At 72.9% G+C, this 13,496-nt stretch carries 10 protein-coding genes; 2 read left to right on the forward strand and 8 right to left on the reverse strand.

Translation table 11 applies throughout. From position 1 onward, the window contains the following. Nucleotides 1–101 precede the first annotated feature (101 nt). Nucleotides 102–1,466 carry an NAD(P)/FAD-dependent oxidoreductase gene (locus IE252_RS08400; RefSeq protein WP_190088681.1) on the reverse strand — a complete coding sequence of 455 codons (1,365 nt, stop codon included), beginning with the start codon at nt 1,464–1,466 and terminating at the stop codon, nt 102–104. Between the two features lie 165 nt (nt 1,467–1,631). Beyond that, nucleotides 1,632–2,519, reverse strand: a complete 888-nt coding sequence (locus IE252_RS08405) for a TIGR01777 family oxidoreductase (RefSeq protein WP_190088682.1) — start codon at nt 2,517–2,519, stop codon at nt 1,632–1,634. 86 nt (nt 2,520–2,605) lie between these two features. On the opposite strand from IE252_RS08405, the gene IE252_RS08410 reads away from it, so the two are divergent. After that, complete coding sequence (locus tag IE252_RS08410) at nt 2,606–3,100, forward strand: GNAT family N-acetyltransferase (protein ID WP_190088683.1); 495 nt, start codon at nt 2,606–2,608, stop codon at nt 3,098–3,100. A 57-nt stretch (nt 3,101–3,157) separates the two neighbouring features. Further along, nucleotides 3,158–4,249 (forward strand): PP2C family protein-serine/threonine phosphatase, encoded by a 1,092-nt coding sequence (locus IE252_RS08415; RefSeq protein ID WP_190088684.1) that lies wholly within the window; start codon nt 3,158–3,160, stop codon nt 4,247–4,249. Here the strand turns inward: IE252_RS08415 and IE252_RS08420 are convergent. From IE252_RS08420 to lpdA, 6 genes are all read right to left on the reverse strand, one after another. Further along, entirely contained in the window at nt 4,246–4,770 is a 525-nt protein-coding gene (locus IE252_RS08420; RefSeq protein ID WP_190088685.1) for a DUF4240 domain-containing protein, read from the reverse strand. The two genes, IE252_RS08415 and IE252_RS08420, sit on opposite strands and share 4 nt — an antisense overlap. Nucleotides 4,771–4,850: 80 nt before the next feature. After that, nucleotides 4,851–5,849: a helix-turn-helix transcriptional regulator gene (locus IE252_RS08425; protein WP_190088686.1), complete on the reverse strand. Its 999-nt coding sequence runs from the start codon at nt 5,847–5,849 to the stop codon at nt 4,851–4,853. A gap of 281 nt (nt 5,850–6,130) precedes the next feature. Next, nucleotides 6,131–8,830 carry a pyruvate dehydrogenase (acetyl-transferring), homodimeric type gene (gene aceE / locus IE252_RS08430; protein WP_190088687.1) on the reverse strand — a complete coding sequence of 900 codons (2,700 nt, stop codon included), beginning with the start codon at nt 8,828–8,830 and terminating at the stop codon, nt 6,131–6,133. A gap of 528 nt (nt 8,831–9,358) precedes the next feature. Next, a complete protein-coding gene (locus tag IE252_RS08435) occupies nt 9,359–9,982 on the reverse strand; it encodes a GntR family transcriptional regulator (protein WP_101388017.1) in 624 nt (207 codons plus the stop codon). A 107-nt stretch (nt 9,983–10,089) separates the two neighbouring features. Continuing rightward, entirely contained in the window at nt 10,090–11,835 is a 1,746-nt protein-coding gene (gene sucB, locus IE252_RS08440; RefSeq protein ID WP_190088688.1) for a 2-oxoglutarate dehydrogenase, E2 component, dihydrolipoamide succinyltransferase, read from the reverse strand. Between the two features lie 54 nt (nt 11,836–11,889). Beyond that, a complete protein-coding gene (gene lpdA / locus IE252_RS08445) occupies nt 11,890–13,278 on the reverse strand; it encodes a dihydrolipoyl dehydrogenase (RefSeq protein ID WP_190088689.1) in 1,389 nt (462 codons plus the stop codon). Nucleotides 13,279–13,496: the final 218 nt, after the last annotated feature.

The following is a 13,496-nucleotide window of genomic DNA, read 5'->3' on the forward strand; positions in this document are numbered from 1 at the left end:
CAATCACCTGGGCGCCCCGCAGGGGCGCATTTAAGGGGCGCGGGGAACTGCGCGACCAGCCAGCCATGGTCCGCAGACGAACTACCGCAGGCGGGAGCCCGTCAGGCCGCCGGGCGGATGGCCGAGGGGGTCTGGGTCGCCGGGCGCAGGCCCATGTCGGCCAGGATCGCCCCCGCGGCCCTGCGGCCCGAATACAGGGCGCCCTGGACCGTGCTGGTATCCCGGTGGTCCCCGCACACGTACAGGCCCGCCAGCAGCCGCACAGGGCGGCGTACGTCGTGGGGCGCGGGCATCGCCGGGACCGCCTCCGGGGTGTGCCGGACGGCGAGCAGGTCCCAGTCCGCCGTCGACGTCCCGTACAGCCGGCCCAGATGGGCCAGGACCGAGGCCTCCAGGTCCGGCGGCGGAGGGCCGAGCACGGTGGAGCTCACGAGCGCCCGCCCGCGCGGCGCGCGCGCCGGGTCGACCTCGCTCATCACCACCGTGTGCGCCACCGGCCCGCCCCCGTCCGCGTCCAGCAGCAGCGCGGGCTCGGCCAGCGGGGGCGCGGGGGCGGTGTGGTGCACCACCGTCACCGGGTGGAACGGCGGCACCCGGAGCCCGGGCAGCAGCTCGGCGGCGGCCCGCGCGTCCGTGGCGAGCAGCAGCGAACGGCAGCCGATGACGCCGTGGTCGGCGGTGGTCACGGAGGTCGTGGCGACCGAGGTGGCCTTGACGCCGGTACGGACCGTGCCGGGCGGCAGCGCGCCCGTGAGCAGCTCCGGCAGCACCGACGCGCCCCCCGACGGCACGCACAGCCGGCCGCGCGCGAAGCCGCGCAGGGCGAGGTCGGCGCACCGGCTGGAGGTGGTGAGGTCCGGGTCGCAGAGCAGCGCGGAGAGCAGCGGGCGCACGAACCCGTCGAGGGTGCGGGCGGGCAGGCCGCGGGTCTGCAGGGCGGCCCCGATGGGCAGTTCGGGCCGGGCCAGCAGCCGCTCGACGGGGGTCGCGGCGAGCCGGGCGAGCGACGCCCCGAGCCGGGCTTGGTCGAGCGCCCCGCCGAGCGGGGTCGGGGCGCCGCGGGAGCCGCCCCGCGCGGAGCTCCTGGGCACGCCCCGGGGGCCTCCCCTGGGGGCGCTCGCCAGGGCGCGCGCCGCTGCGAGTGCGCCCCGCGCGCTCCGTGGCACGCCCGCCCGGTAGTGGCGGCCCGCGCTGTGCACGAGCACCCCGGGCGCGAACGCGCTCAGGGCCAGGCCGTCCAGGCCGGGCGTGCGCATCAGCTCCGGGTACGAGGTGGAGAGCAACTGGCCGATCCGGTCGAGGCGGAAGCCGTCGAGGTGCTCGGTGGACATGCGCCCGCCCACCTCCCCGGCGGCCTCCAGAACCATGACCGTGACCCCCGCGCCGGTCAGCTGATGAGCCGCTGACAGGCCGGCGAGCCCGGCCCCCACGATGACGACGTCCGCATGGTGTGCGGTGCTGAGCACGTGCCCCTCCCTGAGGTCGGCGCGGCTTGGTGGAGGCCTCATGCCCCCAACGGGCCCACGAAATGCAGGAGTTCGGTCAGAGAGTAGAAAGCGCGGTCGATTCCGCGACTCGCGCACACGACCGAGCACGGAGGCACGCCGCCGGCACACCGTGCGCCGGTGCCGCTACCCCGCCGCCCGGATCGCCTCGTCGATCCCCGGGAACGCGAACCGGAACCCCGAGTCCAGCAGGCGGCGGGGCACGACCCGTTGGCTGCCCAGGACGTCGGCCGCGAACTCGCCGAGGGCCACGCGGATCGCCGGGGCCGGGACCGGGAGCAGGGCCGGGCGGTGCAGGACGCGGGCCATCGCCGCCGTCACCTCGCGGTTGGTGACCGGCTCCGGGGCCGTCAGGTTCACCGGGCCGGACAGCTCGGGGCTGTCGAGCAGGTGCCGCAGCGCCGCCGTGTGGTCGTGCTGGGAGATGAACGACCAGTACTGGCGCCCGCTGCCAAGGCGTCCGCCGAGCCCCGCCCGGAAGAGCGGGAAGAGCCTGCCCCAGGCGCCGCCCCCGCGCGCCACCACCAGCCCGGTGCGCGCGAACACCGTACGGATCCCCGCCTCGGCCGCCGGGGCCGCCGCCTCCTCCCACTCCACGCAGACCCCCGCCAGGAAGCCGTCGCCGGGGGGCGCCTCCTCGTCCACCGCGCGCGTGCCCGTATCGCCGTAGTAGCCGATCGCCGTGCCACACAGCAGCACCTTCGGCGGCACGTCGAGCGAGGCCAGGGCCTCGGCGAGGGCGGCCGTGCCGAGCACCCGGCTGTCGCGGATCTCCTTCTTGTACGCGGCGGTCCACCGGTGGTCGCCGACCCCGGCCCCGGCCAGATGGACCACGGCCTCGCACCCGACGAGCCCGGCCACGTCCACGTACTGCCGCTTCGGGTCCCACTCGACCTCGTCGCCGGCCCGCGCCGGGCGCCGCACCAGCTTGACGAGGTCGTGCCCGTCCGCCCGCAGTGACTGCGCGAGCGCCGTGCCGATGAGCCCGGTCGAGCCCGTGATCGCGATCCGCATGCCGCCTTCTCCCGATGGTGGAGGGTGCCCCGCTCCGGGGCGGAAACCATGCTTCCGCACCCGTACCCCGATGGCACAGTGGCCCCATGCCCTCGCCGCACATACGCCCCGCCCGTCACACCGACGACACCGCCCTCGCCGAGCTCGACCGCGCCGTCTGGTCGCCGCTGCACGCCGTCCAGCCCCGGCCCGAGCCCCCTTTCGAACCGTTCTTCGACCCCGCCAACCCGCCCTCGTGCTACCTGGTGGCCGAGCTCGACGGCCTGGTGGCCGGATATCTGCGCCTGGTCCGGTCCACCCGGCTCGACTGCAACAGCCACGTCCGCCAGATCCAGGGCCTCGCCGTCGCCGACCGCGCCCGGGGCCGGGGCGTCGCCCGGGCCCTGCTGCGCGCCGCCGTGGAGGAGTCCCGGCGCCAGGGCGCCCGCCGCCTCACCCTGCGCGTCCTGGGCCACAACACCCCCGCCCGCAAGCTGTACGAGTCGGAGGGCTTCGCGGTCGAGGGCGTCCTGCCCGGAGAGTTCCTGCTGGACGGGGGGTACGTGGACGACGTGCTCATGGGGCGCTCGCTCACCGAGTGACGTAGAACAGGAGATACAGGAGAAAGCAGCGGAAGACCGGCGGCGAGGAGCTTCGCCATGGTGGACGAGGGCGCGTCCGGGCTGCTGCCGGTCGCCGCCCGGCCGCTGTGGCAGCGGGCGCTCCCGGTGGTGGTCCTCGCCGGGATCACGGCCGCCCAGCTCGGCACCCCCAACGGGGTCGAGCTGGGCTACTTCCTGGCCGCCGTGCCACCGCTGGCCGCCTTCGCGTACGGCCCGATCGGCACGGTCGTGCTGGCCACCGTCACCTTCGTCGGCGTGCTGCTGCCGCACACCCGCGACTGGTACCCGCACGGCGGCGACATCCTCACCCTCGCCGTCGTCGTGGTCTTCAGCATCGTCGTGGCCTGGGTGCGCCAGCGCCGCGACCACCAGCTGGTGACCGTCCGCACCGTCGCCGAGGCCGCCCAGCTCGCGGTGCTGCCGCCGCTGCCGGCCGCGGTGGGGCCGGTGCGCTGCGCCGGGCTCTACCAGGCCGCCCAGCGCGGCACCCTGGTCGGCGGCGACTTCTACGACGTGCGCGAGGGCCCGCACGGCGTACGGGCGGTGATCGCGGACGTCCAGGGCCACGGCCTGGCGGCGGTCGGCACGGTGGCCGCGCTGCTCGGCGCCTTCCGCGAGGCGGTCCTGGACGAGCCCACGCTGTCGGCCGTCGCCGCCCGACTCGACCGCCGCCTGGTGGTCGACGCGCGCCCGGACGGCCACGGCGAGCTGTTCGCGACCGCGCTGCTCCTGGAGTTCCCGCCGCACGAGCCCGTCGTACGGGTGGTGAGCTGCGGCCACCCTCGGCCGTTCCTGCTGCGCGGCCGCACCGCCGCGGAACTCGCCGCCGAGCCCGCGCCACCGCTCGGCCTCGGTCTCGCGGGCCTGGCGCCGCCGGGGGAGCTGCGGGTGGAGCTCGCGCAGGGGGACAGGATCCTCGCGTACACGGACGGGGTGACCGAGGCGCGCGACGGGGCGGGGGTCTTCTATCCGCTGGGGGAGCGGCTGGCGGCGCTGGCCGCCCCGCGCGACGGCCTCGCCGCGCTCACCGAGGCGGTCCGCGACGACCTGGTCCGGTACGCGGGCCGCGCCAAGGACGACGTGGCGCTCCTGGCCCTGGCCCCGACGAACGGCGCCCCGCCGTCCTAGCCGGACGTGCCGAATCGCTCCCACAGCCGGGGGAACCGTTCCGCCAGGGCGCGGTCGTCCTCGAAGTCGATCGGGGTGCCCAGCGGTTCGGAGGGCTGGGGCGAGATCCCCAGGTCGGGCGCCACGGCCCCGGTGAGCTGCTCGTACGCCTCGTCCGCCGCGTAACCGAGGTCCTCGCCGTCGCCGTCGATCTCCTCGTCGAACTCGTCCAGGAGCTCGGCGAGGTGGTCCGGGTCGTGCAGGGCGCCCTCGAACACCTCCCGGCCCTGGCCGATGAGCCAGCAGCGGAAGTAGTCGAACGCGTCGTCGCTGGCGCCGCCGAGCAGCACGGCCGCCGCGCCCCACAGATCCCAGGCGTACGCGCGGTTGTAGCGGGCCTCGAAGTGCCTGGCGAAGTCCAGCACGGATTCCGGGTCGAGCTGCAGCAAGCGCTCCACCAGCAGCTCCGCATGGTCCTCGGGGTCGCCCTCGGCGTCCTCGCGGGTGCTGTCGATCAGCTCCCAGAATTCCGTCTCGTCCATCACGGGATCCAGCATCGTGGCTGGCGGGTGGCCGCGCACGCGGAGCCGCGCAAATCAGCCCTTCGGGCGGCCGGATCGAATCATTCGCCCCGGTGGTCCCGGCCGTAGAGCGCGCCCATCGCGCCGGCCGCGTCGGCGAACCGTTCCCTCAGTACAGCGGGTTCGAGCACCTCCACCTCCTGGCCGAGCGGCATGAGCTGGGCGAACGCCACGTCGTACGACTCCACGGCGAGCGTGACGGTCACCCGGCCCTGCTGGTCCGGCTCCCCGGCAGCGTCCAGGGCGGCCAGGACCGACTCCCGGTCGCCGGTGACGTACGGCAGCCGGGCGGCGCCGGCCGCCGAGACCCGGACGAGCACCGTCTCCTGGAGCATCTCCCGGGCGAATCCGGCCGCCCGCTCGGCCCAGAACCCGGCGAGATCGAAGGACTCGTCCCGTACGAAGCCGTCCTCGCTCTGCGCCACTTGGTCGAACCGGTCGAGGCGGTAGACCCGGAAGCCCGGGTGCGCGTCGTCGGCGCGGGCGCACACGTACCAGACCCCGGCCTTCAGGACGAGGCCGTACGGCTCCAGACGCCGTGCCACCGACTCCCCGTCCCGTCGCCGGTAGACGACCCGTACGACCAGGTCCGCCCATACGGCACGGGCCACGGCGGGCAGGTGCTCGGGCGTTTCGGGCTCCTGCCACCAGCCGGGCGCGTCCAGGTGGAAGCGCCGCCCCGCGCTCGCGGGGGCGTCCCGCAGGGAGGGGAGCAGGGCGGCCGACACCTTGAGGCGGGCGGCGGAGGCGGCGTCCTCCAGGCCCATGTCCCGCAGGGCGCCCGGCACGCCGGAGAGGAACAGGGCGGCTGCCTCGTCCCGGTCGAGGCCGGTGAGCCGGGTGCGGTACCCCCCGATCAGCCGGTACCCGCCGGCCCGCCCCCGCTCGGCGTACACCGGCACGCCGGCCTCGGCGAGCGCCTGGGCGTCGCGGGTGACGGTCCGCTCGGAGACGTCTAGCTCGCGGGCGAGCTGGGAGGCGGACATGGAGGGACGCGACTGGAGCAACAGGACCATCTTGATCAGCCGGGCGGCACGCATGTGCCCCATGATGGCCCGGTGTTTGTTCGCGGGCCGGTGGTGGGCTGGTCGCGCCCCTTATAGGCCCGGTCTTTGTCTGCGGGCCGTCCCCAACTGGTCGCGCAGTTCCCCGCGCCCCTTAGGTAGTTGGCCGCAGCCGGAGAGCTCAGCTCAGCCATAGTCCTTTAGGGGCGCGGGGAACTGCGCGACCAGCCGCCCACTCACCCGCAGACGAAACAGAGACGCCCCCGGGCGCGCGGCACAGAGCCGGGCCCGGGGGCGTACACCGCGTTCTGGCGGCCTTACAGGCCGTACCGCTCGCGCGCTTCCTTCACCGAAGACGCCTTGACCTCGCCGCGGCGGGCCAGCTGGGCCAGGGCCGCGACGACGATCGACTGGGCGTCGACGCCGAAGTGGCGGCGGGCCGCGTCACGGGTGTCGGAGAGGCCGAACCCGTCCGCACCGAGCGAGGAGTAGTCCTGCTCGACCCACTGCGCGATCTGGTCCGGGACCTGGCGCATGTAGTCGCTGACCGCGAGGACCGGGCCCTCGGCACCGGCCAGCGCCTGGCGTACGTACGGCACGCGCTCCTCGCCGCGCAGCAGCGCCGCGTCGGCCTCCAGCGCGTCCCGGCGCAGCTCGGTCCAGGAGGTCGCGGACCACACGTCGGCCGCCACGCCCCACTCCTCGGCGAGCAGCTTCTGGGCCGCGAGGGTCCAGTGGATCGCGGTGCCGGAGCCGAGCAGCTGGATGCGAGCCGGGTTGGCGGCCGCCACGTTCAGCCCGGCCGACTCGGCCGTGTTGAAGCGGTAGAGGCCCTTGATGATGCCCTCGTCGATCCCGGCCGGCTTGGCGGGCTGCGGCATGGGCTCGTTGTAGACGGTGAGGTAGTAGAAGACGTCCTGGTCCTCGCCCGGAGCCGCCTCGCCGTACATCCGGCGCAGACCGTCCTTGACGATCGTGCCGATCTCGTACGCGAACGCCGGGTCATACGTCAGGGCCGCCGGGTTGGTCGCGGCGATCACCGGCGAGTGGCCGTCGGCGTGCTGCAGGCCCTCACCGGTCAGCGTCGTACGACCGGCGGTGGCGCCCACCAGGAAGCCGCGGCCCAGCTGGTCGCCGAGCTGCCACATCTGGTCGGCGGTGCGCTGCCAGCCGAACATCGAGTAGAAGATGTAGAACGGGATCATCGCTTCGCCGTGCGTGGAGTACGCGGACGACGCGGCGATGAAGTCGGCCATCGAACCGGCCTCGGTGATCCCCTCGTTGAGGATCTGGCCGTCCTTCGCCTCGCGGTAGTACATCAGCTGGTCGCGGTCGACCGGCTCGTACGTCTGGCCCTTGGGCGAGTAGATCCCGAGGGACGGGAACAGGCTCTCCATACCGAAGGTGCGGGCCTCGTCCGGGACGATCGGGACCCAGCGCTTGCCGGTCTCCTTGTCGCGGATGAGGTCCTTCACCAGCCGGACGAACGCCATGGTGGTGGCCATGGACTGGCTGCCGGAGCCCTTGTCGAACGCGGCGAACGCCTTGTCGGCCGGGGCGGGCAGCGGGGCGATCGCGTGCGTGCGGCGGGCCGGGGCGGGACCGCCGAGGGCGGCGCGCCGCTCCTGGAGGTAGCGGACCTCGGGGGAGTCGGCACCGGGGTGGCCGTAGGGCACGACCCCGTCGACGAACTGCGCGTCGGAGATGGGGAGGTCCAGCAGGTCCCGCATGTTCTTGAACTCGTCGTTCGAGAGCTTCTTCATCTGGTGGTTCGCGTTCTTGGACGCGAAGCCCTCACCGAGGGTGAAGCCCTTGACGGTCTGCGCCAGGATGACGGTCGGCGCGCCCTTGAACTCCAGGGCGGCCTTGTACGCGGCGTACACCTTGCGGGGCTCGTGGCCACCGCGCGAGAGGTGGAAGCACTCAAGGATCTTGTCGTCCGTGAGCAGCTTCGCCATCTCGACGAGCGCCGGGTCCTTGCCGAAGAAGTCCTCGCGGATGTAGGCCGCGTCACGCGTCTGGTACGTCTGCACCTGCGCGTCCGGGACCTCCCGGAGGCGGCGGACCAGTGCGCCGGTGGTGTCGAGCGCGAACAGCTCGTCCCAGGCGCCGCCCCACAGCGACTTCACGACGTTCCAGCCGGCGCCGCGGAACTGGGCCTCCAGCTCCTGCACGATCTTGAAGTTGGCGCGGACCGGGCCGTCGAGGCGCTGCAGGTTGCAGTTGATGACGAAGGTCAGGTTGTCGAGGCCCTCACGCGCGGCGAGCGCGAGTGCGGCGGTCGACTCGGGCTCGTCCATCTCGCCGTCACCGAGGAAGGCCCACACGTGGGAGGCCGAGACGTCCTTGATGTTGCGGTTGGTGAGGTACCGGTTGAAGCGCGCCTGGTAGATGGCGGAGAGGGGACCGAGACCCATGGAGACGGTCGGGAACTCCCACAGCCAGGGCAGTCGGCGCGGGTGCGGGTAGGAGGGCAGGCCGTTGCCGCCGGACTCCTGCCGGAAGTTGTCGAGGTGCGTCTCGTTCAGACGGCCGTCGAGGAAGGCGCGGGCGTAGATGCCGGGGGAGGCGTGGCCCTGGATGTACAGCTGGTCGCCGGAGCCGTCGGCCTCCTTCCCCTTGAAGAAGTGGTTGAAGCCGGTCTCGTAGAGCCAGGCCGCGGAGGCGAAGGTGGCTATGTGGCCGCCGACGCCGTGCTTGGAGCCGCGGGTGACCATCGCGGCGGCGTTCCACCGGTTCCAGGCCGTGATCCGGCGCTCCATCTCCTCGTCGCCGTCGATGACGGGTTCGGCGGAGCTGGGGATGGTGTTGACGTAGTCCGTCTCCAGCAGCTTGGGCAGGGCCAGGCCCGCGCCTTCGGCGTGCTGGAGCGTGCGGCGCATCAGATACGCGGCCCGGTGCGGGCCGGCGGCCTTGGCGACGGCATCGAGGGAGGCCGCCCACTCGGCGGTCTCCTCGGTGTCACGGTCCGGGAGCTGGTCGAGCTCGCTCGGAGACTTGGGCGTGGGGTCGATCATGATCGCCGCCTTCCGGACAGGAGGGGGGTGGAGAAAGGGGCCTTGTCTGGCAGGACAGGGCGGTGGACCGGGTAAGTCCGCCGTCGACTGTAAGCCGCCGATCGATGATCGATCAAAGCGTTGAGCGAAAAACTTCTCGATATCGAAAAAGTCGGCACAGGGTGCCGCGGATGGGGGCACGGGGTGCCTTGTTTTCGCAGGTGGGGGTGGGTACGGATGAGCGGGGGCACCGGAGTATGAGCGGGCGGTTGGTCAGGCCCGGTGTTTGTCTGCGGGTGGGTGGCGGGCTGGTCGCGCAGTTCCCCGCGCCCCTGAGATGCGCCCCTGCGGGGCGCCCAGGGGATTGCCGCGGAGCGGCATCTTTAGGGGCGCGGGGAACTGCGCGACCAGCCATCCACGGTCCGCAGACGAAAGGAGCGGGGTGCAGGGGCCGCAGGCCCCGCGACAGGGGTCCGGGGGCGCAGCCCCCGGGGACACACCTTCGCCCCACCCACCCCCGGAGGGTTTAGGGAAGGGGCGGGGTGGGGGCTAAGCCCGGGGCGCGCAGCCTAGGACGTGCGACTTGACCAGCGTGCCGATGCGCGGGTCGTGGCGGCGGAACGCCTCCACCAGCTCCTGGTGCTCCTCCGCGTAGGACTTCTGGACCGTGCCCAGCCAGCGGATGGACAGGGCCGTGAAGACCTCGATGCCCAGGCCCTCCCACGTGTGCAGCAGCACGCTGTTGTGCGCCGCCCGCACCAGCTCCCGGTGGAACCCCACCGTGTGCCGGACCTGCGCCGTTCCGTCCGCCGCCGCGTCCGCCTCGTACAGCGCCGCCACATGCGGCTCAAGCGCCGAGCAGTCGGCCGCGAGGCGGTCCGCGGCCAGCTCCGCCGCGATCTGCTCCAGGCCCGCCCGGACCGGGTAGCTCTCCTCCAGGTCGGCCGCCGTCAGGTTCCGCACCCGTACGCCCTTGTTGGGGGCCGACTCGATCAGCCGCAGGGACTCCAGCTCGCGCAGGGCCTCCCGGACGGGCGTCTGGCTCACCTGGAGCTCGACCGCGATGCGGCGCTCCACGATCCGCTCACCCGGCTTCCAGCGGCCGCTGACGATCCCCTCCACGATGTGCTCGCGGATCTGCTCGCGCAGCGAGTGGACGACGGGCGGGGTCATGAAGAGCTCCTTCGCGCGAGCGGTGACCTCTAGACAATACGGCGGCGCCCCCACCTGGAATCACTCCGGGCAGGGGCGCCTTCGTCACAGACCGTACGGCCGCGGTCCTACAGGCCGAGCTCGACCTCGAACTCGCCGGCCTCCAGGATCGCCTTGACGGCCGTCAGGTAGCGGGCCGCGTCGGCGCCGTCCACCAGACGGTGGTCGTAGGAGAGCGCCAGGTAGGTCATGTCACGGATGCCGATGACGGTGCCCTCGGCGGTCTCGATGACCGCCGGGCGCTTGACGGTGGCGCCGATGCCCAGGATCGCGACCTGGTTCGGCGGCACGATGACCGTGTCGAACAGCGCACCGCGCGAGCCGGTGTTGCTGATCGTGAAGGTCGCGCCGGACAGCTCGTCCGGGGTGATCTTGTTGGCGCGGACCTTGCCGGCCAGCTCGGCGGTCGCCTTGGAGATGCCGGCGAGGTTCAGACCGCCCGCACCCTTGATGACCGGCGTCATCAGACCCTTCTCGGAGTCCACGGCGATGCCGATGTTCTCCGAGTCGAAGTACGTGATGGTGCCCTCGTCCTCGTTGATCCGGGCGTTGATGACCGGGTGGGCCTTCAGCGCCTGGGCCGCGGCCTTCACGAAGAACGGCATCGGGGACAGCTTGACACCCTCACGGGCGGCGAAGGAGTCCTTGGCGGCGGCACGGAGCTTCATCAGCTTCGTGATGTCCACCTCGACGACGGTGGTGAGCTGGGCCTGCGAGTGCAGGGCCTTCATCATGTTGTCGCCGATGACCTTGCGCATCCGGGTCATCTTGACCGTCTGGCCGCGCAGCGGGGACGCCTCCAGGGAGGGGGCGGCCTTCGCGGCGGGCGCGGCGGCGACCGGCGCCGGGGCGGCGGCCTTCGCGGCCTCGGCGGCGGCGATGACGTCCTGCTTGCGGATGCGGCCGCCGACGCCGGTGCCCTTGACCGCGCCCAGGTCCACACCGGACTCGGAGGCGAGCTTGCGGACCAGCGGCGTGACGTACGCGCCGTCGTCGCCGGAGGTGGCGACCGGGGCCGGAGCCGGGGTCACCGGGGCCGGAGCGGCGACCGGAGCGGGCGCCGGGGCGGCGGGCGCGGCCGGGGCGGCCACGGGGGCGGCCGGAGCCGGAGCGGCGACCGGAGCGGGCGCCGGAGCGGCCACCGGGGCCGGGGCGGGGGCAGCGGCCGGAGCCGGGGCGGCCGGGGCGGCAGCGGCGGCGGGCGCGGCACCCGCTGCGCCGATGACGGCCAGCTTGGCGCCGACCTCGGCGGTCTCGTCCTCGCCGACCACGATCTCCAGGAGCACACCGGCGACCGGGGCGGGGATCTCGGTGTCGACCTTGTCGGTGGAGACCTCGAGGAGCGGCTCGTCCTCGGCCACCTCCTCGCCGACCTGCTTCAGCCAGCGGGTGACGGTGCCCTCGGTGACGGACTCGCCCAGGGCGGGCAGCGTCACGTCGGTGCCGGCGGCGCCACCGGCGGGGGCGGCAGCCGGGGCCGGGGCCTCGGCGACCGGCGCCGGGGCGGCCGGAGCCTCGGCCACGGGGGCCGGGGCGGGAGCGGCGGCCGGAGCAGCGGCGGCGGCCGGGGCGCCCGAGCCGTCGTCGATGATCGCCAGCTCGGCGCCGACCTCGACGGTCTCGTCCTCGGCGACCTTGATGGAGGCCAGGATGCCGGAGGCGGGGGCCGGGATCTCGGTGTCGACCTTGTCGGTCGAGACCTCGAGCAACGGCTCGTCGGCCTCGACGCGCTCGCCCTCGGCCTTCAGCCAGCGGGTGACGGTGCCCTCGGTGACGCTCTCGCCGAGCGCCGGAAGGGTTACGGAAACCGACATGGTTTCAGTTTCTCCTTACAGATTTGCGGAAGTGGTCGTCGCGCCCGAGGGCAATCAGTCGTGGGAGTGCAGCGGCTTGCCGGCCAGCGCCAGGTGCGCCTCGCCGAGCGCCTCGTTCTGCGTCGGGTGCGCGTGGATGAGCTGCGCGACCTCGGCCGGCAGGGCCTCCCAGTTGTAGATCAGCTGGGCTTCGCCGACCTGCTCGCCCATACGGTCACCGACCATGTGGACGCCGACCACGGCACCGTCCTTGACCTGGACGAGCTTGATCTCGCCCGCGGTCTTGAGGATCTTGCTCTTGCCGTTGCCCGCCAGGTTGTACTTCAGGGCGACGACCTTGTCCGCACCGTAGATCTCCTTGGCCTTGGCCTCGGAGATGCCGACGGAGGCGACCTCGGGGTGGCAGTACGTCACGCGCGGCACACCGTCGTAGTCGATCGGGACGGTCTTGAGACCGGCCAGACGCTCCGCCACCAGGATGCCCTCGGCGAAGCCGACGTGCGCGAGCTGGAGGGTCGGGACGAGGTCACCGACGGCCGAGATGGTCGGCACGTTGGTGCGCATGTACTCGTCGACCAGGACGTAGCCGCGGTCCATCGCGACGCCCTGCTCCTCGTAACCGAGGCCCTGCGAGACCGGGCCGCGGCCGATGGCGACGAGGAGGACCTCGGCCTCGAACTCCTTGCCGTCGGCCAGCGTGACCTTGACACCGTTCTGGGTGTACTCGGCCTTCTGGAAGAAGGTGCCCAGGTTGAACTTGATGCCGCGCTTGCGGAACGCGCGCTCCAGGAGCTTCGAGGAGTTCTCGTCCTCGGCCGGGACGAGGTGCTTGAGGCCCTCGACGACGGTGACGTCGGTGCCGAAGGACTTCCACGCCGAGGCGAACTCGACGCCGATGACGCCGCCGCCCAGGATGATCGCGGACTGCGGGACCCGGTCCAGGGTCAGCGCGTGGTCCGAGGAGATGATGCGGTTGCCGTCGATCTCCAGGCCCGGCAGCGACTTCGGCACGGAGCCGGTCGCCAGGAGGACGTGGCGGCCCTGGACGCGCTGCCCGTTGACGTCGACCGAGGTGGGCGACGACAGGCGGCCCTCACCCTCGATGTACGTCACCTTGCGGGAGGCGACCAGGCCCTGGAGGCCCTTGTAGAGGCCCGAGATCACGTCGTCCTTGTACTTGTGGACGGCCGCGATGTCGATGCCCTCGAAGGTGGCCTTGACACCGAACTGCTCGGCCTCGCGCGCCTGGTCGGCGATCTCGCCGGCGTGCAGCAGGGCCTTGGTGGGGATGCAGCCGTTGTGCAGGCAGGTGCCGCCGAGCTTGTTCTTCTCGATCAGTGCGACGTCCAGGCCCAGCTGCGCTCCGCGCAGGGCCGCGGCGTAGCCGCCACTGCCACCGCCGAGGATCACTAGGTCGAAAACGGTGCTGGCGTCGTTCGCCACGTCACGTCCTCCATGCATGTGCGCCGGGCGCCGGTCCCGTGACCGGGCGGCGGCTGGTGTTCGGCCGCTGTCTTCGTCGGCCCTGTGGTGGGGGCCCTGTCCTGCCGAGAACCCATCTTCGCACTTGTTGCCGGAAGGCGGGACGCGGGGCCGGGCTCCGGGACGGCGATCGTCCTCTCGGGAGGGCGATCACCGTGTACGTATCCGTGGATTTCGTC

It is taken from the genome of Streptomyces melanogenes (genome assembly GCF_014649795.1).
In the GTDB taxonomy this organism is placed as follows: domain Bacteria; phylum Actinomycetota; class Actinomycetes; order Streptomycetales; family Streptomycetaceae; genus Streptomyces; species Streptomyces noboritoensis.

Bases quoted from the DNA above. Each gene is read 5' to 3' on its own strand.
- IE252_RS08405 (WP_190088682.1), bottom strand. From the start codon at position 2,519: ATGCGGATCGCGATCACGGGCTCGACCGGGCTCATCGGCACGGCGCTC.
- IE252_RS08410 (WP_190088683.1), top strand. From the start codon at position 2,606: ATGCCCTCGCCGCACATACGCCCCGCCCGTCACACCGACGACACCGCC.
- IE252_RS08415 (WP_190088684.1), top strand. From the start codon at position 3,158: ATGGTGGACGAGGGCGCGTCCGGGCTGCTGCCGGTCGCCGCCCGGCCG.
- IE252_RS08420 (WP_190088685.1), bottom strand. From the start codon at position 4,770: ATGGACGAGACGGAATTCTGGGAGCTGATCGACAGCACCCGCGAGGAC.
- IE252_RS08425 (WP_190088686.1), bottom strand. From the start codon at position 5,849: ATGCGTGCCGCCCGGCTGATCAAGATGGTCCTGTTGCTCCAGTCGCGT.
- aceE (WP_190088687.1), bottom strand. From the start codon at position 8,830: ATGATCGACCCCACGCCCAAGTCTCCGAGCGAGCTCGACCAGCTCCCG.
- IE252_RS08435 (WP_101388017.1), bottom strand. From the start codon at position 9,982: ATGACCCCGCCCGTCGTCCACTCGCTGCGCGAGCAGATCCGCGAGCAC.
- sucB (WP_190088688.1), bottom strand. From the start codon at position 11,835: ATGTCGGTTTCCGTAACCCTTCCGGCGCTCGGCGAGAGCGTCACCGAG.